At 72.0% G+C, this 23,886-nt stretch carries 27 protein-coding genes; 14 read left to right on the top strand and 13 right to left on the bottom strand.

Annotated elements, in window-relative coordinates:
- Positions 1 to 132: 132 nt before the first annotated feature.
- Positions 133 to 528, top strand: coding sequence for a TOBE domain-containing protein (locus tag MTE01_RS06250; RefSeq protein ID WP_103205997.1), 396 nt, complete (start codon positions 133 to 135; stop codon positions 526 to 528).
- Positions 529 to 586: 58 nt separating this feature from the next.
- On the opposite strand, the gene MTE01_RS06245 is transcribed toward MTE01_RS06250, so the two are convergent.
- Both MTE01_RS06245 and MTE01_RS06240 read right to left on the bottom strand, forming a co-directional pair.
- Complete coding sequence (locus MTE01_RS06245) at positions 587 to 1,498, bottom strand: SDR family oxidoreductase (RefSeq protein WP_141376304.1); 912 nt, start codon at positions 1,496 to 1,498, stop codon at positions 587 to 589.
- A gap of 91 nt (positions 1,499 to 1,589) precedes the next feature.
- The gene (locus MTE01_RS06240) at positions 1,590 to 2,429 is read right to left on the bottom strand and encodes a helix-turn-helix transcriptional regulator (RefSeq protein WP_141376302.1); all 840 of its coding nucleotides are present in this window, start codon (positions 2,427 to 2,429) and stop codon (positions 1,590 to 1,592) included.
- A 214-nt stretch (positions 2,430 to 2,643) separates the two neighbouring features.
- On the opposite strand from MTE01_RS06240, the gene modA reads away from it, so the two are divergent.
- The 3 genes from modA to MTE01_RS06225 are packed head-to-tail and all read left to right on the top strand — an operon-like array spanning position 2,644 to position 5,230.
- A complete protein-coding gene (gene modA, locus MTE01_RS06235; RefSeq protein WP_141376300.1) occupies positions 2,644 to 3,402 on the top strand; it encodes a molybdate ABC transporter substrate-binding protein in 759 nt (252 codons plus the stop codon).
- Complete coding sequence (gene modB / locus MTE01_RS06230) at positions 3,399 to 4,178, top strand: molybdate ABC transporter permease subunit (protein WP_103206001.1); 780 nt, start codon at positions 3,399 to 3,401, stop codon at positions 4,176 to 4,178. Before modA ends, modB begins: the two co-directional genes overlap by 4 nt.
- Complete coding sequence (locus MTE01_RS06225) at positions 4,175 to 5,230, top strand: sulfate/molybdate ABC transporter ATP-binding protein (RefSeq protein WP_246078020.1); 1,056 nt, start codon at positions 4,175 to 4,177, stop codon at positions 5,228 to 5,230. The genes modB and MTE01_RS06225 overlap by 4 nt, the downstream gene beginning before the upstream one ends.
- 20 nt (positions 5,231 to 5,250) lie before the next feature.
- On the opposite strand, the gene MTE01_RS06220 is transcribed toward MTE01_RS06225, so the two are convergent.
- The gene (locus tag MTE01_RS06220; protein ID WP_141376296.1) at positions 5,251 to 5,970 is read right to left on the bottom strand and encodes an SDR family NAD(P)-dependent oxidoreductase; all 720 of its coding nucleotides are present in this window, start codon (positions 5,968 to 5,970) and stop codon (positions 5,251 to 5,253) included.
- Positions 5,971 to 6,061: 91 nt separating this feature from the next.
- Here MTE01_RS06220 and MTE01_RS06215 point away from each other — a divergent pair, with 91 nt between their 5' ends.
- On the top strand, positions 6,062 to 6,679 hold the full coding sequence (locus MTE01_RS06215; RefSeq protein ID WP_116239200.1) for a TetR/AcrR family transcriptional regulator: 618 nt from the start codon (positions 6,062 to 6,064) through the stop codon (positions 6,677 to 6,679).
- Position 6,680: 1 nt separating this feature from the next.
- Here the strand turns inward: MTE01_RS06215 and cydC are convergent, their stop codons facing one another.
- Genes cydC through MTE01_RS06195 form a run of 4 tightly spaced genes read right to left on the bottom strand, consistent with a single transcriptional unit; the run spans position 6,681 to position 12,592 of the window.
- On the bottom strand, positions 6,681 to 8,366 hold the full coding sequence (cydC, locus tag MTE01_RS06210; protein WP_281285398.1) for a thiol reductant ABC exporter subunit CydC: 1,686 nt from the start codon (positions 8,364 to 8,366) through the stop codon (positions 6,681 to 6,683).
- Complete coding sequence (gene cydD / locus MTE01_RS06205; protein WP_218026327.1) at positions 8,363 to 10,114, bottom strand: thiol reductant ABC exporter subunit CydD; 1,752 nt, start codon at positions 10,112 to 10,114, stop codon at positions 8,363 to 8,365. The genes cydC and cydD overlap by 4 nt, the downstream gene beginning before the upstream one ends.
- A gap of 3 nt (positions 10,115 to 10,117) precedes the next feature.
- On the bottom strand, positions 10,118 to 11,143 hold the full coding sequence (gene cydB, locus MTE01_RS06200) for a cytochrome d ubiquinol oxidase subunit II (RefSeq protein ID WP_141376294.1): 1,026 nt from the start codon (positions 11,141 to 11,143) through the stop codon (positions 10,118 to 10,120).
- A 9-nt stretch (positions 11,144 to 11,152) separates the two neighbouring features.
- Complete coding sequence (locus MTE01_RS06195) at positions 11,153 to 12,592, bottom strand: cytochrome ubiquinol oxidase subunit I (protein ID WP_141376292.1); 1,440 nt, start codon at positions 12,590 to 12,592, stop codon at positions 11,153 to 11,155.
- Positions 12,593 to 12,724: 132 nt separating this feature from the next.
- Here MTE01_RS06195 and MTE01_RS06190 point away from each other — a divergent pair, with 132 nt between their 5' ends.
- Together MTE01_RS06190 and MTE01_RS06185 are read left to right on the top strand one after the other, a co-directional pair.
- The gene (locus MTE01_RS06190) at positions 12,725 to 13,270 is read left to right on the top strand and encodes a PadR family transcriptional regulator (protein WP_103206006.1); all 546 of its coding nucleotides are present in this window, start codon (positions 12,725 to 12,727) and stop codon (positions 13,268 to 13,270) included.
- 99 nt (positions 13,271 to 13,369) lie between these two features.
- Entirely contained in the window at positions 13,370 to 13,660 is a 291-nt protein-coding gene (locus MTE01_RS06185; protein ID WP_174799648.1) for a hypothetical protein, read from the top strand.
- A gap of 60 nt (positions 13,661 to 13,720) precedes the next feature.
- Here the strand turns inward: MTE01_RS06185 and MTE01_RS06180 are convergent, their stop codons facing one another.
- Together MTE01_RS06180 and MTE01_RS06175 are read right to left on the bottom strand one after the other, a co-directional pair.
- Entirely contained in the window at positions 13,721 to 14,053 is a 333-nt protein-coding gene (locus MTE01_RS06180) for a heavy-metal-associated domain-containing protein (RefSeq protein WP_141376290.1), read from the bottom strand.
- Positions 14,054 to 14,063: 10 nt separating this feature from the next.
- Positions 14,064 to 14,345 (bottom strand): metal-sensitive transcriptional regulator, encoded by a 282-nt coding sequence (locus MTE01_RS06175; protein ID WP_103206009.1) that lies wholly within the window; start codon positions 14,343 to 14,345, stop codon positions 14,064 to 14,066.
- A gap of 230 nt (positions 14,346 to 14,575) precedes the next feature.
- On the opposite strand from MTE01_RS06175, the gene MTE01_RS06170 reads away from it, so the two are divergent.
- Positions 14,576 to 14,938, top strand: a complete 363-nt coding sequence (locus MTE01_RS06170; protein WP_246078013.1) for a hypothetical protein — start codon at positions 14,576 to 14,578, stop codon at positions 14,936 to 14,938.
- Here the strand turns inward: MTE01_RS06170 and MTE01_RS06165 are convergent.
- Together MTE01_RS06165 and MTE01_RS06160 are read right to left on the bottom strand one after the other, a co-directional pair.
- The gene (locus tag MTE01_RS06165; protein WP_141376288.1) at positions 14,919 to 15,614 is read right to left on the bottom strand and encodes an ABC transporter ATP-binding protein; all 696 of its coding nucleotides are present in this window, start codon (positions 15,612 to 15,614) and stop codon (positions 14,919 to 14,921) included. The genes MTE01_RS06170 and MTE01_RS06165 overlap by 20 nt on opposite strands.
- Entirely contained in the window at positions 15,611 to 16,672 is a 1,062-nt protein-coding gene (locus MTE01_RS06160) for an FtsX-like permease family protein (protein WP_141376286.1), read from the bottom strand. Before MTE01_RS06160 ends, MTE01_RS06165 begins: the two co-directional genes overlap by 4 nt.
- Before the next feature lie 146 nt (positions 16,673 to 16,818).
- Here MTE01_RS06160 and MTE01_RS06155 point away from each other — a divergent pair, with 146 nt between their 5' ends.
- From MTE01_RS06155 to MTE01_RS06135, 5 genes are all read left to right on the top strand, one after another.
- Positions 16,819 to 17,982, top strand: coding sequence for a sensor histidine kinase (locus MTE01_RS06155; protein WP_116239194.1), 1,164 nt, complete (start codon positions 16,819 to 16,821; stop codon positions 17,980 to 17,982).
- Entirely contained in the window at positions 17,979 to 18,599 is a 621-nt protein-coding gene (locus tag MTE01_RS06150) for a response regulator (protein WP_141376283.1), read from the top strand. Before MTE01_RS06155 ends, MTE01_RS06150 begins: the two co-directional genes overlap by 4 nt.
- Positions 18,600 to 18,636: 37 nt before the next feature.
- On the top strand, positions 18,637 to 19,140 hold the full coding sequence (locus tag MTE01_RS06145) for a bifunctional nuclease family protein (RefSeq protein WP_141376281.1): 504 nt from the start codon (positions 18,637 to 18,639) through the stop codon (positions 19,138 to 19,140).
- Between the two features lie 85 nt (positions 19,141 to 19,225).
- The gene (gene gnd, locus MTE01_RS06140) at positions 19,226 to 20,287 is read left to right on the top strand and encodes a phosphogluconate dehydrogenase (NAD(+)-dependent, decarboxylating) (RefSeq protein ID WP_103206015.1); all 1,062 of its coding nucleotides are present in this window, start codon (positions 19,226 to 19,228) and stop codon (positions 20,285 to 20,287) included.
- 89 nt (positions 20,288 to 20,376) lie between these two features.
- Positions 20,377 to 20,943: a ribonuclease H family protein gene (locus MTE01_RS06135; protein ID WP_103206016.1), complete on the top strand. Its 567-nt coding sequence runs from the start codon at positions 20,377 to 20,379 to the stop codon at positions 20,941 to 20,943.
- On the opposite strand, the gene MTE01_RS06130 is transcribed toward MTE01_RS06135, so the two are convergent.
- Positions 20,940 to 21,896 carry an NAD-dependent epimerase/dehydratase family protein gene (locus MTE01_RS06130; RefSeq protein ID WP_141376279.1) on the bottom strand — a complete coding sequence of 319 codons (957 nt, stop codon included), beginning with the start codon at positions 21,894 to 21,896 and terminating at the stop codon, positions 20,940 to 20,942. The genes MTE01_RS06135 and MTE01_RS06130 overlap by 4 nt on opposite strands.
- A gap of 189 nt (positions 21,897 to 22,085) precedes the next feature.
- Here MTE01_RS06130 and yiaA point away from each other — a divergent pair, with 189 nt between their 5' ends.
- The gene (yiaA, locus tag MTE01_RS06125) at positions 22,086 to 22,553 is read left to right on the top strand and encodes an inner membrane protein YiaA (RefSeq protein WP_141376277.1); all 468 of its coding nucleotides are present in this window, start codon (positions 22,086 to 22,088) and stop codon (positions 22,551 to 22,553) included.
- 4 nt (positions 22,554 to 22,557) lie between these two features.
- Here the strand turns inward: yiaA and MTE01_RS17455 are convergent, their stop codons facing one another.
- On the bottom strand, positions 22,558 to 23,724 hold the full coding sequence (locus tag MTE01_RS17455) for a GNAT family N-acetyltransferase (RefSeq protein WP_218026326.1): 1,167 nt from the start codon (positions 23,722 to 23,724) through the stop codon (positions 22,558 to 22,560).
- Between the last annotated feature and the right edge of the window lie 162 nt (positions 23,725 to 23,886).

Genomic DNA, 23,886 nt, shown 5'->3' with positions numbered 1-23,886 from the left:
GGGGAGGGTGAGGGCGGCGTGGGTGCGCGGGGGAGGAGATTCGGTGGAGGGAGGACGATTTCGGCCCGGGGATCCTTCCGTCGGCGCGCTTCCTCCCGGCTCCCGTCGCGCGGGCGGGGGTACCTTCGGGGGATGCCGAACACCTTCCGCATCGCACAAGCCGCACGCCTGCTCGGTGTCAGTGACGACACCGTGCGTCGGTGGATCGATCAGGGCGCGCTGCCCACCACCGGGACCTCGCCGACCGAGATTCCCGGGGCGGCGCTGGCCGAGCGGGCCGTTGCGCTCGCCGACGAGCCCGACGATCCCACCGGCATCGCCTCGAGCGCGCGCAATCGATTCGTCGGGATCGTCACGCGCGTGCGGATCGACGGGGTGATGGCCCAGGTCGACCTGCAGTGCGGCCCGCACCGGGTGGTGTCGCTGATGTCGGCCGAGGCGGCAGAGGAGCTCGCGCTCGAGCCGGGCTCTCTGGCGGTGGCCTCGATGAAGGCGACGGTCGTCACCGTCGAGGCGCCGCGCGGCTGAGACACGGGGATTCGACGCGACGACGTCGAGCCAGCCGGGCCAGGGATAGGCGACCGCCTCACCCCGCGAAGCGCGGCCCGATCGCGTCGACCGTGAGCTCCCACAGTCGGCGAGCGTCGGCGGCGTCGGAGAACGGCGACCAGAGCGGCGAGGGACGCGCCGGGCCACCGATCAGGCGCGAGGGGCCGAAGAACGTCCCCTGTGCGGGGGTGGCGGTCGCCGCGAGCACGGCGGGTTCGGCGGCGGATGCCACGGAGCCGGTGATGTGCAGGCGGGAGAGCACCCGGATGACCCGGCGCGCGCCCAGTTCGCGCGTGCGGCCGACGCCGGGCTGAGCCGCCAACAGGTTGGTGGGCGAGACTCCGGGGTGCGCGAGCGTGCTGGTGACGTTCCACCCCTCGGCGCGGCCGCGGCGCCGCAGCTCTTCGGCGAACAGGCCGACCGCGATCTTCGACTGCACGTACGAGGCCATGGCGTCGTACGGTGTCGCGTCGACGGCGCCCTCGTCGAAACGGCCTCGGCGCGCGGCGATGCTCGTCTGGTGCACGACGCGCGCGCGGCCCTCCCGGAGGAGCGGCAGGAGGCCGAGGGTGAGGGCCGCGTGACCGAGGTGGTTCGTGCCCCACTGCAGCTCGAAGCCGTCGGCGGTCTCCTGTCGCGTCGGCGGGGTCATGACGCCGGCGTTGTTGACCAGCAGGTGCACGGGCCGGCCCTCGGACCGCAGTGCCTCGACGAGGGCGTGCACCGAGTCCAGGTCCGCCAGGTCGAGGGCGCGGGTCGAGGCCACGGCATCCGGAACCTCCCGACGGAGGGCGTCGAGCGCACGACGGCCCTTCTCGGGGGAACGGACGGGCAGGACGACCTCGGCGCCGAGGCCGGCGAGACGGGTCGCGATGACCGTCCCGATGCCGTCGCTGGCACCGGTGACGAGGGCCAGGCGGCCGCGGAGCGGGGAAGAGGTGGGGGACATGATCGGGTCCTTTCGCGTCGATACGTCGATGCTTCCGTCCGCGCACCGAGGGGGCCAGTGCGCGCTCACCCGCTGATCGGCGATCCACCCCTCAGCGGACCGAGGGCGATCCGATCACGGCGAGCAGGCGCAGCTTCTCGGCACTCTCGCTCCCGGGCTGCGCGGTGTAGACGAGCAGCCGGTGGGACTGGTCCGGGTCGAGCAGGGTCTGGCACGACAGGTCGAGGTGGCCCACCTCGGGGTGATGGAATCTCTTGACCTCGGGCGGCCGGGCGCCGACTTCGTGCGCGTCCCAGAGGGTGGCGAACTCGGGGCTGCGGGCGCGGAGGTCGTCGGCCAGTTCGGCGGCGCGAGACTGCGTGCCCCGCGCGGCGACCATCTCGCGCAGGCCCGCGGCGTACACGCGCGACAGGTTGGCGGCCTCGTCGGGCGGGTAGGCGGCCCGGGAGGCGGGGTCGGTGAACCAGCGGTAGCCGATGCTCCGCGCCGGCCCCGTCCGCAGCGCGGCGTCGCCGAGGAGGGCGATGCCCAGACGGCTCTGGCGCAGCGTCTCGCCGAGCTCGGTGACGATCTCGGCGGGAGTGTCGTCGAGGCGATCGAGGATGCGGAGCATGCCGGGACTGACGTGCTCGGTCCCCGAGTGACGAGACGGTGGCCGGTGCCCCGCGAGACGGAAGAGGTGATCGCGCTCGGCGAGGCTCAGGTGCAGGCCCTGCGCGAGAGCGGTGAGCATCTGCTCCGAGGGGGTCGGACCGGTGCCGCGCTCGAGGCGCGCGTAGTAATCGGTGGACATGTGGCTGAGCAGGGCCACCTCTTCGCGGCGGAGGCCCGCCGTGCGCCGACGCGCGCCGCGCGCGAGACCGACGTCCTCGGGTTGCAGGGCCTCGCGTCGGCGCTGGAGGAAGTCGCCCAGGCTCGGCAGGTCGCTCACGGTGTTCCTCGCATCCCCCGTTCCTATCGCCTCGGTCGCCGGCGTGCCAGGACTCGCCGGTCCACCCCTCGTCGCCACCTGCGCGAGACGGCTCGTCGTCGTCTCTCATCGCCGAGCTGACTTTCGGGTAGAAACGGACATATCGAATCTTCAAGTCCGCAGATGCGGAATACTGAAGGGACAGCGGGCCGCCGGCCGCGCCGAAAGGACCCTCATGCGCCGCCCCCTCCGCCTGCTCGCCGTCGTCGGCACCGCCGTCCTGCTCGCCGGATGTGCGAGCGCGGCGCCCGCGCCCGCGGCATCCGAGGACTCGCTCTCGGGGACCGTCGAGGTGTACGCCGCGGCCTCGCTGCAGCGCTCGTTCGACGAGATCGCCTCCGCCTTCGAGGCCGCCCACCCCGGTGTCACGGTCAGCGCGGTCTACGACGGATCGAGCACCCTGGCGACGCAGATCGGCGAGGGCGCTCCGGCCGACGTCTTCGCCTCGGCCGACGAGAAGAACATGTCCAAGGTGGCGGCGGAGGCCCCTGATCCCCGGCTGTTCGCCGGGAACACGCTCGTCATCGCCGTGCCGACGGGAAACCCGGGCGGCGTGGCGACCCTCGCGGACCTTGCCCGCGTGACGACGGTGCTGTGCGCCCCCGAGGTGCCGTGCGGCGCCGCCTCGGCGACCCTCCTGTCGAACGCCGGCGTGCGTGTGACGCCCGCCAGCTCCGAGCAGAACGTCACCGCGGTGTTGACCAAGGTGGCCGCCGGCGAGGCCGACGCCGGTCTCGTCTACGCGACCGACGTCAATGGCCGGGACGACGTCGAGACCATCGTTCCCGCCGGTGCGGATGCGGTCGTCAACCGCTATCCGATCGCCGCCCTGACCGATGCGCCGAACCCCGACGCCGCCGCCGCGTTCGTGGCCTTCGTCCTCGGTGAGGACGGGCAGCGGGTGCTCGCGGACGCCGGGTTCCGCGCACCGTGAGAGAGGCGGGATACGTCCCCCGCTGGCTGATCGTGCCGGCGGTGGCCGGCCTGCTCTTCCTCCTCGTCCCGCTCACCGCACTGGTGGCGCGCGTGGAGTGGGCGACGCTGTGGAGCGACGTGACCTCCGAGGCCGCGCTCTCGGCCCTGGCGCTGTCGCTCGGCACCGGGGCCGTGGCCACCGTGGGGTGCGCGGTGATCGGCATCCCTCTCGCCCTCCTGATCGCGCGCAGTCCCGCCCGCACGGCGGCCGCTCTGCGGGCGCTGGTGACCGTGCCGCTCGTGCTACCGCCGATGGTCGGCGGTGTCGCCCTGTTGTACCTCTTCGGGCGCAACGGCTGGTTCGGCTTCCTCGGCCTGCCGTTCACGACCCCCGCCGTCGTGCTGGCGCAGGTGTTCGTCGCTCTGCCTTTCCTCGTGCTCGCGGTCGAGGGGGCGCTGCGCAGCACCGGCGTCGAGTTCGAGAGGGCCGCGGCCTCTCTCGGGGCCTCGCGCGCGACGATCCTGCGGCGCATCACGCTCCCGCTGGCAGCCCCCGGCATCGTCGCCGGGGTCGTGCTGTGCTTCGCCCGCGCGATCGGGGAGTTCGGGGCGACCGCGCTGTTCGCCGGCAACCGCCCGGGGGTGACGCAGACGATGCCGCTGGCGATCTACACCGCCTTCAACGGTGCGGGCGTCTCGCAGGGCACCGCGGTGGCCCTGTCGTTGCTGCTGCTCCTCACCGCCGTCGCGGTGCTGCTTCTCGTACGCGGATGGCGGCCGGGGGTGGGCAGATGACGATCCCGGATGCCGCGGAACTCCGCGCCCACATCGCGGTACGCCGCCGTGACTTCATCGTCGACATCGCGCTCGACGTCGCCCCGGGGGAGACCGTCGCCGTGATGGGGCGCAGCGGTGCCGGGAAATCCACCCTGCTCGGCGCCCTGGCCGGGCTCACCCCGCTCGACGAGGGCGAGATCTCCGTCGACGGCCGGGTGCTCGACCGTGCGCCGCGGGTGCGCACGGCCCCGATGGAGCGCGGCATCGTGCTGCTCGGTCAGGAGGCCCGGCTCTTCCCGCACCTCACCGTGCGCGAGAACGTCGCCTTCGGTCCGCGATCGGCCGGGGTCCCGGCATCCGCCGCTCGCAGCGGAGCCGACGACTGGCTCGCCCGCGTGGGTCTCCCGGGGATGGGCGACCGTCGACCCGCGCAGTTGTCGGGCGGGGAGCAGCAGCGCGTGGCCGTCGCGAGAGCGCTCGCGGCCGAGCCCCGGGTCGTGCTGCTCGATGAACCCCTCGTGGCCCTCGACGCGGTCACGGCGTCGGAGATCCGGGCCATGCTCAGCGAGCGCCTCGCCGGGGTGACGACCGTGGCCGTCACCCACGACGCGATCGACGCTGCGGCCCTCGCCGATCGACTCGTCATCGTGGAGCGCGGGCGGGTCACGCAGGAAGGGCCCGTGCGCGACGTGCTCTCGGCCCCCGCGACCGACGTCGCGGCGCGGATCGCGGGACTCGAGCGTCTCGAGGGTGTGGCGCGGGGCGGGGCGTTCGTGCGGGGTGAGCTGCGCCTCGAGTCGACGGATGCCGTGTCCCGCGGCCTCGCCGCGGTCGACGGGATCCCGCTCGTGGCGGTGTATCGCGCGGTGGATGCGCGACTCGGCGAGGGGGCGCCGGCGACGGTGATCCATCTCGAGTCGACGCCGACGGGGGTGCGGGTCGTGACGAACGCGGGTGTGGTCGAGGTGGCTCCGAGCGTCGCCGCCGGCGTGAGCGTGGGGATGCCGGTGCGGATCGGTGTTCCCGCCGACGCCGTTCGCTTCTCGCGCCCGAGCGTCGACGCCGCGTAGCCTCCTCCGGGCGCGTCGCGTCAGCGGGTGCCGCCGTATGCCGCGGGAACGAGGTCTTTCCGGGCCTCACCCGTGCGCACGAGGTCGACGATCGCTTCGGCGACCACCCGCGGGTCGTCGAAGGACGCCCCCGCCGTCATCGCTTCGGCGTCGGAGCGTCCGGCCTTGATCGAGGTGAGGAATTCCGTCTCCGTGGCGAAGGGGATGACGGTCGACACGGTGACACCCGTTCCCGCCAGTTCGTTGCGAGCGACCGCGGACAGCCGCTCCAGGGCGATCTTGGACGCGACGTAGCCCCCGGTGCCGGGCACGTCGGCGAACGTGGTGCCCGAGCTGACGTTGACGACGGCTCCGCTCCCGTTCGCTCTCATCGAGGGGAGGACCGCCTGCATCATGGCGAGGGGTGCGACGAGGTTGAGCTCGAGCACGTCCCGGAAGTCGCTCACCGACACCTGCTCGACCGTGGCCTGGAGTCCCTGTCCGGCGTTGTTCACGAGCACGTCGATACGGCCGAAGCGATCGAGCGCGGCCGTGGCGAGCGTGGAGATGTCGGTCTGGCTCGTGACGTCGCAGCGGACGGCGATCGCGTCGCCCAGTTCGAGGGCGAGGGCGCGGATGCGTTCTTCACGGCGGGCGGCGAGGACCACGCGTGCCCCGGCGGCGGCGAACGCTCTCGCTGTCGCGGCGCCGATTCCCGACGAGGCGCCGGTCACGACGACGACGCTGTTCTGGATCTGCATGGGACCTCCCGTCCGGTTCACCGAAGCGATGAACACGAATAACGATACTCCAGAGTAGCGTTATTGCGGGTGGCTGTCGTACCCTCGACGGATGGACACTCCCGCGCCGCCGAGCCAGAAGAAGCGGGGTCGGCCCCGCGACCTCACCCGCGACGGCATGGTGCTGGCGGCCACGCTCGACCTGCTGGCGGAACGGGCCTACGAACAGGTCAGCCTGGACGAGGTCGCCGCGCGCACCGGCCGAGCAAAAACCACTCTCTACCGGCGCTGGGGAACGAAGGACGATCTCGTGCTCGCCGCCGTCCGGTCGATGGGGTACCCGCCCGAGATCGATGAGCTCCCCGACCGAGGATCGCTGCGCGACGACCTGATCGCCGTCATCGACTCGCCCTGGTTGGGGGGAGCATCCCGTCGTCTCACGCTCTTCGCCGGGCTCTCCGCCGCGTCGCATCGGTCGGCGACGCTGCGCGATATGGTCGCGACGCAGGTGACTCAGCCGTATGTCGAGGTGTACCGCCGGCTCCTGATCCGGGCGGTGGAGAGGGGACTTCTGTCGACGTCGGTCGTGGATCGCGTCGCCTCTCTCGCCGCGGTCATCCCGGCGATGAGCGGCTTGTCCTTCGCTCAGACGCCCGCCGGCCCGAGACGCGACGACTTCGTCTCCATCGTCGACGACGTGCTGTTGCCGGCGTGCGGGGCGGCCCCCTGATTCAGCCCGCCGCCACCCGTCCGTTCTCGAGCCGCACCGCGCGGTCGACGAGCCCCTCGGGAACCTCGACGTGCGAGACCAGGACCACGGCGCGATCGCGGTCGACCGCGCCGAGCAGATCACGCAGAAGGGCATCGGATGCCGCGGGGTCGACGCCCGCGGTGGGCTCGTCGAGCACGAGCACCGGGAAGTCGCGCAGGATCGCCCGGGCGAGAGCGAGGCGTTGCGCCTGGCCGCCCGAGACGAGTCCGCCCCGATCGCCCACGGCTGCCTCGAGGCCGCCGCGCTCTCGCGCCCAGTCGGCGAGCCCGACGCGATCGAGCACCGCCCACAGCTCCTCGTCGGTCGCGCTCTCGCGCGCGAACAGCAGGTTCTGGCGCACCGACTCGTCGAACAGGTACGGCACCTGTTCGATCAGGCCGACGGTGCGGCGCAGGTCGTCTCCCGAGATCTCGCGGGCCTCGCGTCCCCCGATCCGGTACGACCCCTCGTAGTCGAGCAAGCGCGTCAGCACGTGCGCGAGCGTGGTCTTTCCCGCCCCGCTCGGGCCTGTCACGAGGACGCGCTCGCCCGGGCCGACGCGGAGGTCGACGTCGTCGAGGCGGCCGGCGTCTGCGTCGGTGTCGCTGCGCGCCGGCCAGTGCGCCCGGATGCCGCTGAGCTCGATCCCCGCGCCGAGGGCGGGTGCCTCGTCGGTCGGGGCCGGTTCGTCGTGGGGGAGTCCGTCGGGGACGGCCTCGGGTACGGCCTCGGCGATGCGCTCCGCCGCCGCCCGCACCTGCCGCCACGAGGCGAGGGCGAGGGGCACCGGCCCGAAGACCTCGAACACCGCCATCGGCAGCAGCACGACGACCGCGAGTCCCGGGCCCGACAGCGAGCCGCCGGTGACCGCGGGGGTGGCGACGAGCAGCGCGACGAGAGAAGCGACCCCCGCCAGCACCGACACCGCGCCCGAGGTGAGCCCCTGGGCTCCGCCGCGGCGCACGGCGGCCCGACGCAGGGCGGCATCGGCGCGGTGGACGCGTTCGGCCGCGGCATCCACTGCTCCGTACGCGGTCAGCACGTCGAGATTGGTGAGAAGGTCGTGCACCGCGTCGGCGACGCCGGCGCGCAGAGGCGCGATCGAGCGCTCGGCGCGAGCACCCGCGGCCCACCCCACGGCGACGGCGAGGCCGAAGGCGGCCACGAGGCATCCCAGCAGGACGAGAGCCGCGGGCCACGAGACGAACGCGGTGAAGATCACGGCGGCGAGCGAGGTCAGCGCGGCCGTCGTGAGCGGCAGCACGACGCGCAGGGGGAGGTTCTGCAGCTCATCGACGTCGTCGACGACGCTCGAGAGCAGCCCCCCGCGACGCGAGCGGGCGAGGCCGTCGGGAGCGAGCGGCACGAGCTCGCGCACGAGGTCGGAGCGGACCCCCGCGAGCCGGTGCAGGGCGGCATCGTGGCTCGTGAGGCGCTCGAGGTAGCGGAAGACCCCGCGCGACAGCGCGAACGCGCGCACCCCGACCACGGCCACCGACAGGTACATCACGAGCGGTTGCTCGGCGGCCCGCGCGATGAGCCAGGCGCTCGCCGCGAGCAGCGCGATCGAGCTCGCCGCCGTGCCGAAACCCGACAGCACCGCGGGCGCGAAGCGCCGGCGCGAGGGCATCGCCGATCGCAGGATGCCGCGGACGCGGGCGTTCACGAGCGCACCTCGGAACAAAGGGGGCTGCGCGTCGCACGGGCAGCGGTCTCCTCGACGGGCTCCGGAGCCTCGGGCGTCGGTTCCGGGACGTCGACGGCCGGTTCGGGGGACGGGGTCCGCGGGTCGAGGAGCGGGGAGGCCAGTTCGACCACGCGGTCGGCGATCGCCCGGGCGGAGCGGCGATGCGAGACGAGCAGCACCCCGCGACCGGCGTCGGCCTCGCGGCGCAGGGTCGTCCACAGGTGCGCCTCGGTGTCGGCATCCAGAGCACTGCTGGGCTCGTCGAGCACGAGAACGGGCGTGCCGCCGACCCGCGCGCGGTACAGCGCCCGCGCGACGGCGACGCGCTGCGCCTGCCCGCCCGAGAGCCCCGCTCCACCGGCACCGAGGGGGGTGGCCGGGTCGACGTCGGCCGCTCCCGCGTCAGCCAGGGCCGCCACGATCCGGGCCGGGTCGGCGGTCGAGCCGAGCGAGACGTTCTCGGCGACGCTGCCCGAGACGAGCGCCGGCCGCTGTCCCGCCCACGCCACCGAGGCGCGGGCGTGCGGCACGGCGACGCCGTCGACGCGCACCTCGCCGTCGTGCTCCGCCCATCCGAGCAGGGCGGCGACCAGCGACGACTTGCCCACTCCGCTGGGGCCGGTCACGAGCACCACCTCGCCGGGCCACACCGACAGCGACACCGTCGGAAGAGCGTGCCCCTCGCGGTGCACCCGGACCCTGTCGAGCGCGATGGTCGAGCCGAGCGCCGGGGTGCCGGCATCCGGGATCCGCTCTTCGCGCGTCTCGACCGCGCGCGCGGCGTCGAGGGCGTCGAAGATCTCGTCGGTGGCAGCGACCCCCTCGGAGGCCGCGTGGAACTGCACACCGACCTGTCGCAGCGGCAGGTACGCCTCGGGCGCCAGCAGCAGCACGAAGAGGCCGATCAGCAGCGTGAGGTCGCCCGAGAGCAGGCGGAAGCCGATGGTGACGGCGACGATCGCCACCGAGATGGAGGCGAGGAACTCCAGCGCGAATCCCGAGAGGAACGACACCCGCAGCACCGTCATCGTCTCGCGCGTGTAGTCGCGCGTGATGGTGTCGATCGAGCGCGCCGCCCGATGCTGACGCCCGAACGCCTTCAGCGTTCCGAGTCCCTCGACGGTATCGGCGAAGCGCGCGGCGAGGCGTCCGAGGGTGCGGAACTGCCGCTCCTGGACGCCGCGGGTCGCGAGGCCGATCAGCACCATGAACAGCGGGATCAGGGGGATCGTCAGCACGACGATCAGGCCCGACAGCGGGTCGGTGAGTGCGATGGCGCCGATGAGGATGGGCATGGTGATCGCGGTGGCCACGAGCTGCGGCAGGTAGCGACCGAAGTACGCGTCGAGCGCCTCGAGGCCGTGACCCGCCGTGAGCGACAACGACGCGGAATTACGCCGGGCGAGCCAGCCCGGACCGAGGCGGCTCACCGCGCCGATGAGCGCTGCCCGCAGCTGCAGCGACGCTGCCGCCGCGCCGTGCGCCGACGCGCGCTCCGAGGCCGCGATCAGCACCCCCCGGAGGAGCACGAGGGATGCCGCGACCCCGACGTCTCCCCACAACTCGCCGACCGGCCGGCCCTGGATCACGCCGACCAGCGCGGCGCTGAGTGCCCACGCGAACCCGACGACGACCCCCGTCTGCGCGAGCACGATCGCCGCGGTCACGGCGAAGAAGGCGCGAGAGGCGGTGGCGTAGCGGAGCAGCCGCGGGTCGACGGGTTTCATGGGTCAGTGGGCGACGAGCGCGGCCTTCTCGATGCGGGCGCGGGTCACGCGTTTGCGGAACACCCAGTAGGTCCAGCCCTGGTAGGCGAGGATCAGCGGGAGGAAGATGAGCGCCGCCCAGCTCATGATGGTCAGCGTGTACTCGGTGCTCGAGGCGTTGTCGATGGTGAGGCTCGAGCCCGCCCCGAGCGTGGAGGGCATGACGTTCGGGAACAGCGCGAAGAACAGCGCGGCGACCGCGGCGACGATGGTCACCGCTCCCAGGGTGAAGGCGGTGCCTTCGCGGTCGCGGGCGTTCGAGACCCACGAGCCGATCAGCGTCAGCGCGGCGACGCCGGAGAGGGCGACCACGCCGAGGAACAGCGGAGCGTCCGCGGCGTTCGCGATCGTCCAGATGAGGAAGAGCGCGGCCAGGGCGATCGTGACGAGGCCCGCGCGGCCCGCGAGGCGTCGAGCGTCGGCGCGCACCTGGCCGTCGGTCTTCAGCGCCACGAAGTACACGCCGTGCAGGAAGAACAGGCTCAGGGTCGTGAGCCCGCCGAGGATGCCATAGGGGTTCAGCAGCGTCAGCACGGTGCCGACGTACTCGTGATCGGCATTCAGGGGCACGCCCTGCACGATGTTCGCGAACGCGACGCCCCAGAGGAAGGCGGGGGCGGCGGATCCCGCGACGATCATGCGGTCGAAGGTCCGCTTCCACTTCAGGGAGTCGCGCTGGTGGCGGTACTCGAACGAGACGCCGCGGGCGATGAGGGCCAGCAGGATCGCGAGCAGCGGGAGGTAGAAGCCGCTGAACAGCGTCGCGTACCACTCGGGGAACGACGCGAACAGGGCCGCGCCGGCGACGATGACCCAGGTCTCGTTGAGGTCCCAGACGGGGCCGATCGTGTTGATGATCTGGCGGCGCGCGATGTCGTCCTTGCCGAGGAAGGGGAGCGACATGCCGACGCCGAAATCGAAGCCGTCGAGCACGAAGTAGCCGACGAAGAGGAAGGCGACGATCCAGAACCAGAGGTGTGCGAGGTCCATGAGGGGCTCCTAGTAGACCGTGGTCGGGGTGTTCTCGATGGAGTCGTCGTGCTCGGCATCCGGATCGGGCAGGGGCTCGGGGCCCTTCTGCGCGAACTTCACGATGAGACCGAACTCCACGACGGCGAGGGTGGCGTAGACGAGGGTGAAGGCGATCAGCGAGATCAGCACGCTCCAGCCGGGCACGCTGGGCGAGACGCCGTCCTGCGTGAGCATGAGCCCGAAGACGATCCACGGCTGCCGGCCCATCTCGGTGAAGAGCCAGCCGACGAGGCTCGCGAGCATCGGCAGCGGAGCGGCCCAGATCGCCACGCGCCACATCCACGGGGCGACCGGGCGGGTCGCCTTCTTTCGGGTCACCCAGAGGCCGACGACACTGACGAGCGCCGCGATGCCGCCGAGGGCGATCATCCAGCGGAACGCCCAGTAGGTGACCCAGAGGACGGGGGCGAAGTTGCCGTCGACCTGGTCGGCGAACTGCGGGAACATCTGCTGGCTGTAGAGGGTGTTGAGGTCGTTGATGCCCTCGACGCAGCCGTCGAGGGAGTGCGTGGACAGGATGCTGAGCAGGAAGGGTACGCGGATGGAGAACAGCTCGCTCGTTCCATCGGGCGTGCCGAGTGTGAAGATCGAGAACGACGCGTCCTGGCCGCAGACGGTGTTGAACGTCGCCTCGGCCGCCGCCATCTTCATCGGCTGCGTGGCCACCATGATCAGGCTCAGCTGGTCGCCCACGATTGCGACGAGCACAAAAGACACCAGCGTCGACCACAGACCGAAACGGAGCGTCTTGCGCATCATGTCGGTGTTGCGACCGCGCGCCATGTGCCAGGCCGAGACGGCGACGACGACCATCGCGGCGAACATCCAGCCCGCGAAGATCGTGTGCGGGAAGGCGGCGAGGGCGACGGGGTTCGTGAGCATCGCCCAGAAGTCCACGAGTTCGGCGCGGTGGCCGTCGGCCGACATCTGGTATCCGACCGGGTTCTGCATGAAGGCGTTGGCGGCGATGATGAAGTACGCCGACAGGGTGGCGCCGATGCCGGCCATCCAGATGCTCGCCAGGTGCGCGAGGCGGGGGAGCTTGTCCCACCCGAAGATCCAGAGGCCGATGAAGGTCGCCTCGAGGAAGAACGCGAGCAGTCCCTCGAAGGCGAGAGGTGCGCCGAAGACGTCGCCGACGAAGCGGGAGTAGGCCGACCAGTTCATGCCGAACTGGAACTCCTGCACGATTCCGGTGACCACGCCCATGGCGAAGTTGATGAGGAAGATCTTCCCGAAGAACCGGGTGATGTGAAGCCATCGCACGTCTCCGGTGCGGTACCAGACGGTCTGGAAGATCGCCACGATGAGCGACATCCCGAGCGTCAGGGGCACGAAGAGGAAGTGGTACAGCGTCGTCAACCCGAACTGCCAGCGGGCGAGGGCGAGAGGGTCGAGCCACTCCATCAGGAGCCTCCGATCGAACCGGACTGTGTGGTCAGACCACATGCTACGCCGGGGCCTTCCGGCGCGTCGGGCGATCCCTCGGCGTCGAACGATATACTCGGCAAGTCATTTCTCCGTCGCCAGGAGGCGCCCGTGTCCGTCCGTCTGAGCCTGCTCGCGATCCTCGATCGCGGCACCTGCTACGGCTCCCAGCTGCGGGCCGAGTACGAGCGCCGCACGGGCGCGCGGGTGAACGTCGGCCAGGTGTACACGACCCTCGAGCGCCTCGAGCGCGACGGGCTGGTGCAGGGCGCCGGCCTCGACGACGAAGCGCGCGTGCTGTGGGAGGTGACCGCCGACGGTCGCGCCGAGCTGCGTGCGTGGCTCTCGGGGGCATCCCTGGTCGAGGGGCGCGACGACGTGGCCCTCAAGATCGCGCTCGCCGTGACGCTGCCGGGAGCGGATGTGCCCGGCATCCTGTCGGTCCAGCGCGAAGCGGTCCGTGCGGCGCTCGCCGAGGTGCAGGCGGAGCGGACGGATGCCGTTCCCGCGGCCATCGTGCTCACCGCTCGCCGGGTGCGACTCGAGGCCGACCTGCGGTGGCTCGACGAGGTCGAGACGCTCACGGCGGGGGTGGAGCCGTTCGACCTGTCGGACGAGCGTCCGCGCCGCGGTCGCCCCGCGCGCAGTGCCGTCTGACCTCGCCGTAGCTTCGATGCGCCGTCTCGTCAAGGGCCGCGAGATTCACGGGTGAACGGCGCAGGCTGAGAGCACCCCGGAGGAGCCAAGGAGTCTCGCATGGTCATGGAAGCACCCCTCAGCCGCCCGGGATCATCGAAGGCTGCGGCCCGCGCCGCGGCGAAAGCGGCCCCGTCCTCCGCTCCGCCCGTCCTCACCGAGATCCCGTGGACACGCGTCGATCTCGACCTGTACGAGGTCGCCCGCGACGGGTACATCGTCGGGTACGTCGAGGTCGTCGGCGCCGTCTTCGTGGCCCTGGGCGGAGCGCGCTACGACCGCGCGGTCGAGGTGTCTCAGCACCTCACCTTCCACGCCGCCGTCGACGTCCTGGTGCGCCGCGCCTTTTGAACCCGACTCGGTGATCGGCGTCGGGTGAGGCTCGCCCGCGCGATGCTCGGACGTGCGGGGTCAGCGCACGCGCGTATACCCGGCCTCGTCGATGGCTGCGGTGAGCGCGTCGTCGTCGGCCGTGCCCGCGATACGCACGAGCGAAGCGTCGCCGACACGGAGCTCGACGTCGACGACCTCCACGCCGTCGAGCGCGTTGAGCTCTTCGGTGACCGCGCGCACGCAGTGCGCACAGGTCATCCCCTCGACGCGGATCACGTCGGTCGTCGCCGCGTCCGCGCGGACGGCAGGGGCGGATGCCGCGGCTCCGTGGCCGCACCCGCACCCGTCGCCGCACCCGCCGCCGGCGGTCGAGGTCGAGGTGAGGCCGAGGTCGATGCGCTGTTCGGTCATACGTGTCTCCTTACGAGCGGACCAGGCGAGCGATCGCCTGGTTGGCTTCTCTGAGCTTCTCTTCGGCGACGGGGCCGCCCTGTGCGGCCGCCTCGGCGACGCAGTGCGAGAGGTGGTCGTCGAGCAGCGAGAGGGCGACGTTCTCGAGTGCCTTGGTCACCGCGGAGACCTGGGTGAGGATGTCGATGCAGTACTGGTCGTCGTCGACCATGCGCGCGATGCCGCGCACCTGCCCCTCGGCGCGGCGCAGGCGCTTGAGGAGGTCGTCCTTGTGGCCCTCGTATCCGTGCATGGCTCCACGATACCCCCATGGGGTATACATAGCACCGTCCTTCGTCCTGTCAACCCCCTCGGAATCTTCGGCTGACGAGCGGATGGTGGGGAAACCAGGAGGTCGACATGTTCTCTCGTCGCACCGGTGGTGGTCAGCGATGACCGCCGATCCCTTCCCCACCGGCCCCCACCGCCCCGTGCGCATCCCGCACCTGCCCCCGTTGCGCTCGCGGCGGCGACAATCGAAGGATGACGCGAACACTGGCAGCGCTTCCGGGCGCCGCCCGGAGGCTGTGTCTCAGCCGAAGAAACGGCGAGATCTGCACCCGTGAGGACGGCCACCGCGGCCTTCACCACCGCACCGGCGGACGGCTGCTCTGGAGCGACCTGCAAGCCGACCCGCCCGAGTGCGTCGCGGGTGGGACCCCCGCCGAACCCGCCCCCACCCTCGGCGACGGATTCCCCGGCGGCCGCGCACTCTGCCCGATCTGCTGGGCGTTCGTGAACCGCGACGACGGCGGCCTGCTCGAGCCCCACGATTCGTGGCGAGGGGACGACTCGCGCGCCGAGGCCGACCGCCGTCGCGAGTGGTTCAACGCGTACGGGTGGTGACGAGCGCCGCTCGACCGTCGACGACCTCGACGGTCTCGTCGAGTGCGTCTGCGTGCACGAGGTCGTGCGTCACGAGCAGCGTCGCCGTTTCGCGTTCCCGCGTGAGTCGTGACAGCAGAGCCATGATCTCCCCGCCCCGGGTGCTGTCGAGAGCGCTCGTCGGCTCGTCGACCAGCAGTACCCGCGGCTCGTGCACGAGAGCACGGGCGATCGCCACCCGCTGACGTTGACCGCCGGAGAGCTGGGCGGGCCGCCGATCCGCCAGGGCGCCGAGACCGACGGCCTCGAGCAGCTCGTCGACCCGCGAACGAACGAGCCCGCGCCGTTCGCGCCGGCCGGGGCCGCCGAGCTCGGCCATGACCCGCAGCTGCTCGCGAGCGGTGAGGGCCGGAAGCAATTGCGGCTGCTGGAACACGATGCCGATGCTCTGACGCCGCAGCGCCGTCGCCGCCGCGGCGCCGAGCCGGGTGGCATCCGTCCCCGCGACGATCACCCGCCCGGAGTCGGGTCGCACGAGGGTGGCGGCCAGGGCCAGGAGGCTCGATTTGCCCGAACCCGAGGGGCCGGTGATGCCGGTCACGAGGCCCGGTCGTCCCTCCAGCGTGACATGGTCGACGGCGGTGACGCGGGCGTCTCCGTCGGGGTAGGTCAGGGTGACGTCGTCGAGAAGGATCATCGGGTGCTCCCGAGGGCGGTGAGGGGGTCGGACGAGATGACGGTGCGGAGAGAGACGGCCGCACCGAGAAGGCCGAGCGCGATCAAACCCGCTGCGGGAGCGAGAGTCGTCAGCGGGCTCAGAACGAAGGGCAGCGCGCCACCCGCGAGGACGCCGAGCAGGGCGGTCAGGCCGATGCCGACCCCTACCCCTCCCACGAGAAGCACGAGGGCCTGGCCGAGAGCGTCGCGCACGAGAGCGGGCGTGCTCGCCCCGAGGGCCTTGAGCACGGCGATGTCGGCCGAGCGCTGCATGCTCCACACGGTGAAGAACGCGCCGACCACGAGCGCCGAGACGCCGAACAGCATCGCGATCATCAACGCGAGCGAGCCGATCTCGGAGCGGAACGTCGACAGCGCGGTGAGACTCGCCAGGGGAGTGGATGCCGTGGTGCCGGTGTCGGCGGCGACGGAGTCCCACGCGGGGGAGCCGGTGACGGCGAGCACCGTCGGCTGCCCCGTCCCACCCAGACGCTGGTCGAGGGCCGTCCAGGCGGCCTTGCTGAGCGTGACGACGGGCGTATGGCTGTACCAGTCGTCGCCACCGATCGCGGCCACACGGTACGACGAGCCCGCGACGGACACGTCGTCGCCCACCACCGCGTCCAGGGCCTTCGCGGCCCCCGCCGACAGGTCGACCTCGTCGTCGCGGCGCGGGGCGGCGAAGGCCGTTCCCGCGTCGAGGCCGAAGAGGGCGACGGCCGTCGCGGCGCCCGGTCCCTCGACCCGTGTCTGCAAGATGCCGACGGGGGTGACCGTCTCGACGCCCGGGGCCGCGCGCCACGCGGCGACGGTGTCGGCCGCGATGGCGGAATCCGCGAAGGTCGCACTCGCGCCCTCGACCGGGTGCAGCACGAGCCGGTCTGCGGGCAGGGCGATCACGGCCGAGACGTTCTGCACGGCCAGACCGCCCGTGAGACCCGACAGGAACCCGACGAGCAGGGTGACGAGGGCGACGACCGCCCCGATGAGGGCGAATCGCCCGCGGGCGAACCGCAGATCGCGCCATGCGACGTACACGTCGCCTCCTTTCGCCGACGACTCTCGCCGGCACCGTTCCACCCTCGCCCGGACCGCCCCGGCCGTCATCGGCGGGGTGGGCGAACCTCTCCTCCACCTTTCGGATGATCCGCCGAGGTCCCGGCATCCGTAGCCTGGATCGGGAAATGACCCATCGTCCCCTCGCCCCCGTCTTCGCGGGGCTGCGCGCGGGCTTGCACGCCCTCTTCGGCGGCCTGCTCGCTCTCGTCGTCGCGCGCGTGCTGCTGACGGACGGGTCGGTGCTCGCCCTCGTGCTCGCGGGAGCGCTGGGCGCGGTGTACCTCGCGGGCCTCTGGATCGCCCGCGCGGGGCGATCGCGGCGCGGCGTGGTGTGGGTGGCGGCGCTCACGGTGGTGTGGGCGGCACTGGTGTGGCTCGTCCCCGAGGCGGCGTACCTCGTCTTCCCGCTGTTCTTCCTGTATCTGCACGTGCTGCCCGGGGTCGCCGGTCCCGTGGCGGTCGTCGGCGCGACCGCTCTCACGATCGCCGCGTTCGCCGTCCACGGGGGCCTCACCGTCGGCGGCGTCGTCGGGCCTGTCGTCGGTGCGGGTGTGGCGCTGCTCATCGGCCTGGGCTACGGAGCCCTCGAGCGACGGGCGGCGGAGCGTGAAGCCCTCATGGCCGAGCTCCTCGCCACGCGCGATCGGCTCGCGGCCGCCGAGCGCGAGCAGGGCACCCTCGCCGAGCGGGCGCGACTGGCGCGGGAGCTGCACGACACCGTGGCGCAAGGGCTCTCCAGCATCCAGATGCTCCTCCACGCCGCGGAGCGGGCGGACGCCGACGGCCCCGGTATCGACCACGTTCGACTCGCTCGTCAGACCGCGGCCGACGGTCTCGCCGAGACTCGCCGGTTCATCCGCGAACTCTCGCCGCCGAGCCTCGATCGTGGCCTGGGGTCCGCCCTCGAGCGTCTGGCCGCCGGGTGGGGGACCCGCGAGGGCATCGACGTCGAGGTCGAGGTGGATGCCGCGGTCTCGCTGCCCATGGACGCGCAGACCGCCCTGCTGCGCATCGCCCAGGGCGCCCTCGCGAACGTCGCCCAGCACGCCGGGGCGCGGCGCGTGAGTATGCGGCTCGTGCCGCAGTCGAGCGGTGCGCGTCTGACGATCTCCGACGACGGCGCCGGGTTCGATGCGAGCGGCGCCGAGGCCGCGGCAGCCGGAACCGACTCCTTCGGGCTGCGGGCCATGCGCGAGCGCGTCGACCAGCTCGACGGCGTGCTCGAGGTCGACAGCGCGCCCGGCGTCGGTTCGACCATCACGGTGGTGCTGCCGGGAGCGACGTCGTGATCCGCGTGCTCATCGCCGACGACCACCCGGTCGTACGGGCCGGCGTCCGCGCCCTGCTCGACGCCGAGCACGACATCGCGGTCATCGGCGAGGCCGCCACCGCAGACGAAGCCGTCGCGCTCGCCGAATCGCTCGCTCCGGAGCTCGTCCTGATGGACCTGCAGTTCGGCGAGCGGGCCGCCGGCGCCGAGGCCACCCGGCGGGTGCGCGCCCTGGCCGCGCCGCCGTACGTGCTCGTGCTGACGAACTACGACACCGACGGCGACATCCTCGGCGCCGTCGAGGCGGGCGCCAGCGGTTATCTGCTGAAGGACGCCCCGCCCCACGAACTGCTCGCGGGCGTCCGCGCCGCCGCCGCGGGGCAGAGCGCCCTGGCTCCGGCCATCGCGGGGCGCCTGCTGGCCCGCCTGCGCGAGCCCCGGGTGACGCTCTCGGCGCGCGAGATCGAGGTGGTGCGACTCGTCGCCCGCGGGGCGACGAACGCCGAGGTCGCCGCGCGCCTGCACGTCACCGACGCGACGGTGAAATCCCACCTCGCGCACGTGTTCTCCAAGCTCGGCGTCTCGTCGCGCACCGCCGCCGTCTCGGCCGCGCGGAGTCTCGGCATCCTGCGCTGAACGCGCGGGCCACGGGCGCGCCCCGTACGATGGCTGCATGATCCGGGTGCACGTCGTCGGGGTCGCACTGGATCCGGCGCAGCAGCACGTCATCCTGCTGAAGCCCGTCGACACCACGACGGACGGCGACCGGGTGCTTCCCGTCTGGATCGGGCCGCAGGAGGCCATGTCGATCCTCGTCGCGATCGAACGCACCGGCTCGCCGCGTCCTCTCGCGCACGACCTCATGACCGCGATGCTCGGTGAACTGTCGGCCTCCGTGGATCGCGTCGAGATCACCCACCTCGACGAGGGGACCTTCCACGCGCGGGTGGTCGTGAACACCCCGGCGGGGCCGCGGACCTTCGACTCCCGTCCCTCCGATGCCATCGCCCTCGCGGCACGCGCCGATGCTCCGATCCTCGTGGCGGACGCCGTGTTCGACGAGGCCGCGGTGCCCGACGAGACCGTGGAGCTCGACGGTGGGGGCGCCGACGATGACCGTGTCGAGGAATTCCGACGGTTCCTCGACGACGTCGATCCCGAGGATTTCCAGGGCTAGCACCGATCCTTCGTGCCCTCGTACGCTCCTAGACTCGCGGAGGGGCCGCGTGCGGCGGCCGTGATCCACGACGAACGGGGAACCAATGCAACTCGCCATGGTCGGACTCGGACGAATGGGCGCCAACATCGTCCGCAGGCTCATGAGGGACGGTCACGACTGCGTCGTGTTCGACGTGAACCAGGATGCCGTGGCATCCCTGGTCGCGGAGGGGGCCACCGGGGCGACGAGCATCGCCGATCTCGCCTCGAAACTGCAGAAGCCCCGCGCCGTATGGCTCATGATCCCCGCCGGTCTCACCGGCACGGTCGTCGACGAGGTCGCCGCCGTCCTCGAGCCGGGCGACATCATCATCGACGGCGGCAACTCGAACTACCGCGACGACGTGCGCCGGGCGAAGAAGCTCGACGAGAGCGGCATCCACTACGTCGACGTGGGCACGAGCGGCGGCGTCTTCGGTCTCGAGCGCGGCTACTGCCTCATGGTGGGCGGCCACGACGAGGCCGTCGCGCACCTCGAGCCGGTCCTGCGCACCGTCGCCCCCGGGCCGGGAGAGGTCGAGCGCACGCCCGGCCGCACCGGCGACTACACGACCGAGGAACGCGGCTATCTGCACTGCGGCCCCTCCGGCTCGGGTCACTTCGTGAAGATGGTCCACAACGGCATCGAGTACGGCATCATGGCGGCTCTCGCCGAGGGGCTGAACGTGCTCAACAACGCCGACGCGGGACTGCACCAGGGGGAGCACTCCGCCGAGGTCGCTCCCCTCGAGGAGCCCGAGTTCTACCAGTTCGACATCGACACGGCCCGCGTCACCGAGCTCTGGCGCCGCGGCTCGGTCATCTCGTCGTGGCTGCTCGACCTCACCGCGGCGGCTCTCGCGCAGAACCCGACGCTCGATGGTCTGGCCGGTCGCGTGTCCGACTCGGGCGAGGGGCGCTGGACCGTCAAGGCCGCCGTCGACACGGGCGTGCCGGTGCCCGTGCTGGCCGCGTCGCTGTTCGAGCGGTTCGCCTCGCGCGGCGAGGACCACTTCGCCAACCAGGTGCTCTCGGCGATGCGTCTGCAGTTCGGCGGGCACCAGGAACTGCCGGCGGGCGATGTGCTCGAGGCAGGTCAGAAGAAGGCCGAGAGCGGTCGCGACTGACCCCTACGACGACGCCCCCACCGCCGGTCATCGGGCCGGCGGCGGGGGCGTCGTCGTTCGTCCGCGGCGCCCCGGGGGAGACTAGAGGGATGAGCAGTACCGATTCCCCGTCGCCCGCTGATCGCTACGTCGTCGCCACCGACGGCGCCTGCAAGGGCAACCCCGGGCCTGCCGGGTGGGCCTGGGTCGGCGAAGACGGACACTGGGCGGCCGGATCGATCCCCGAGGGCACGAACAACATCGGCGAGCTGCTCGGGCTCCTGCACGCCATCACCGACCATGCCGACGTGCGCGAGCTCGTGGTGCAGGCCGATTCGAAGTACGCCATCGACACCTACTCGAAGTGGATGGACGGCCATCGCCGCCGCGGCTGGGTCACGAGCGCGAAGAAGCCGGTCGCCAACCAGGGCATCCTCGAAGCCCTCATCGCCGCGCGCGACGCGCGGCGGGCGGCGGGCCTGCCCGACGTCGAACTCGAGCACGTGCGCGGGCACTCCGGGCACGTGCTCAACTCGTGGGCCGACGAGCGCGCCGTGCGCGCGTCGCAGCACGCCGCGAAGGGCGAGGAGCTCATCTGGACCTCGCTTCGCGGTCTCGACACGCTCGAGGTGTCGTCGGCGCCTCCGCGTTCTGCGGCTGACCGCAACGGGCGCTAAACGGCCAGCACCTCCGCCTCCTCGTCGAGGGTGAGACCCGCGCGCCGGGGGCGGTCGAGCCCGCGTCGGCGCTCATCGTCGAGGGCGCGGTGCATGGTCTGGGCGAGGGGGCGTCGCCGACCCCCGGATGCCACGAACGCGGCGTCGCTCCGGCGGGCGAAGCCGCCGGCGCTCTCCGGCAGCCACAGGGGCAGCGACCGGGGCCCCGCCCAGTACGCGACGCCCCGCGCGGTCAGGGTCTCGTCGTCGATGGCGACCGTCTCGCTCGGAACGGCCGCCGCGTCGCGCGCTGCCGCCAGCACCGCGGCGAGCGGCAGTTCTTCGCCGACCGCGTTGATCGGGCCCGTGACACCCGTGCGTCCGGCGTGCGCGATCCACGCGGCGAGATCGTCCACGTCGATCGCCTGGGCGTGGCGACCGCTGGTCTCCGGCGCGAGCACGCGACCGCCGCGGGCGAAGCGCGCCGGCCAGTAGCCGAAGCGGTCGCTGGGGTCGCCCGGCCCCACGATCAGCCCCGCCCGGGCGAGGAGTGCCCGGTCGCCCAGCCGCGCCGAGGTGAGCCGTTCGGCGTGCACCTTGGCATCCGCGTACTGCTCGAGGTCGCTCGGCTCGACGAGCTCCGCCGACTCGTCGGCGAAGGGGATGTCCGAGCGGGCATACACCGAGACGCTCGAGATCAGGCTCCAGTGCGCTGCGCGGTCGGCGAGGGCGTCGAGGGCGGATGCCACGAACCCCGCGTCCCACGAGAGCTCGACCACCTCGTCCCAGTCGCGCTGCACGCGCGCGTAGGAGTCGGGGGCGTTGCGGTCGGCGCGGATCAGTCGTGCGCCCGGTGCCGTCTCGCCGGATTCGCCGCGGGCGAGGCAGGTGACCTCGGCCCCCTGCGCGAGGGCCTGCGCCGCGACGGCGCGTCCGAGCCATCCGGTTCCACCGAGGATGAGGAGCTGTCGCATGCGGGCCAGCAAACCATCTTCGGCGGCGCCAGGTCGACGGGGTTCGCGGACGGCGGACGAGGACCCGTGGTCGCTCCTCGTCGTTGTCCACAGGTGAAGGGATCATGGCATTTTCGGCATGAACTTTCCGCTAGCTTCTCCGCCACGGCATACGTCCCCGCCAGGGGACCCGACGAAGGGGTGGGAAAGATGACGGATGGACACGCTCAGCAGATGCTCGGTCGCCCGACCGGAGCGTTCGTGGGGGCCTCGTGGGTGGCGCTCGGGCTGGGGGCCTCGGTGTACTTCATCGGCCTGTACAACGCACAGATGACGCTCGCCGAGAAGGGGTTCTACCTCGCGGTCTTTCTGCTCGGTCTCTTCGCCGCCATCTCGGTGCAGAAGGCCGTCCGCGACCGTGCGGAAGACATCCCCGTGACCGGCGCCTACCTCGGCGTCGCCTGGGGCATGCTTCTCGTCGCGCTCGCCCTCATGGCGGTCGGCCTCTGGAACGCCGAGCTGCTGCTGTCCGAGAAGGGCTTCTACGGCATCGGCTTCGCGATGAGCCTCTTCGCCGTTGTCGCGGTGCAGAAGAACGTGCGTGACCTCGCGGCGTTCCGGAACCTCCACCCCGACGGTGCGCCGGCGGAGTACACCGCCTTCCCGGCGAACGGGTGACGCCTTAGTCGACCGGCGTCCCCTGGTGGAACAGGCACCGCGGCGTGGGGTCGCATCGCCAGAGGGACGACCGGCGGCTGACGCGGTTCTCGAAGCGCAGCAGATAGGTCAAGAGGACCGTGTCAGGTCCGACGAGCCGACTCTCTCGTTCTTCGACGAGGGGCGAGGAGTCGGTTCCCGGTTCATCCCCCAGGGCGGCGACGATCCCGTCTCGCGTCCACCGACGGCCGGACTGGCCGACCTCGACGAACTCGGGGTCGAGCAACCGGTTCAGCTCGCGAGGGTTCGAGCGCACCGCCGGATGCAGAAGCGTCTCTTCGGCCGCCCAGGCCGTGGCGATGAGGGCGTCGGCATCCAAGGCCCTTCCGTGGATGACGTAGAAGCGCTGGATCCCGGCGGTCTCGCGTCCCCACGTGCTCGCGGCGACGCGGCGCTGGTGCGCGTCGAAAGCCGCTTCATCGACGAAGCGCTCCGACACGCTCCAGACGCCGTCGGTGTCGGTGGGGTCGACGTCGAAAGAGAGGCATCCCGGTTCCGCACGTGTCAGAGCGATGTGCTCGGCGAGATGGGCGCGCACGCGCTGCGCCTCGGCGGCGTCGGCGCAGCGCAACTCGCCGCGGAGCGTCACCTCGGGTCCACGCGGCACGGGCGTCGTGGAGCCACTCGCCCAGTCGCGGCGCAGAACGCTGTAGGCGACGGATGCCAGGGGGTCGCCGCCCTCGACGGGCCAGCCGTCGCGGTAGTGCGCCTCGAGCACCCAGCCGCATCGTTCGAAAACACGCCGCATGGCGACGTTGTCGTCGCGGGTCTGCCCCTCGAATCGGATGACGCCGCGGTGGTGCGAGAAGACGAGGTGGGTCGCGGCCGACAACGCCGCCGAGCCGAAGCCTCGACCGCGGGCGCCGTCGGCGAGGCGCAGATCGACCGTCACGGTGGCGTCTTGCAGGTCCTCCAGCCGGATCACACCGACGCGGCCGTCCCTCTCGTCGTCGATCCAGAAGGTCTCGACGTCGTCGCCGTCCCAGGAGCCCGCGCGGATGTCGTTCTCGACCTGCGCGACCGTCGGACGCACGCGCACGTGGAACGGGAAGGTGTTCGAGGTGAGGAACGCCGTCAGCGCGGCGCGATCGTCTGCACCCGAGAGATCGACACGCGTCAGAGAGATGCCCACGTGTCCACCGTAGACACGAACGCCCCGCGGCGGCGGATCGAGGCGCGGGTACCCTGGAAAGCCGTCCCTGCCCGTCGTCATGGGCGGGTCCGGTTCCCCGCGTTCAGCCCCCCTCCCAGGAGCATCCCATCGCCGTCTCGCCCTCTCCGACACGGATCCGCG

Origin of the sequence: Microbacterium testaceum, assembly GCF_006539145.1 — a bacterium.
GTDB lineage: Bacteria > Actinomycetota > Actinomycetes > Actinomycetales > Microbacteriaceae > Microbacterium > Microbacterium testaceum.
Note: the sequence above shows the minus strand (reverse complement) of the source record. Positions and strands in the feature narration are given on the sequence as shown.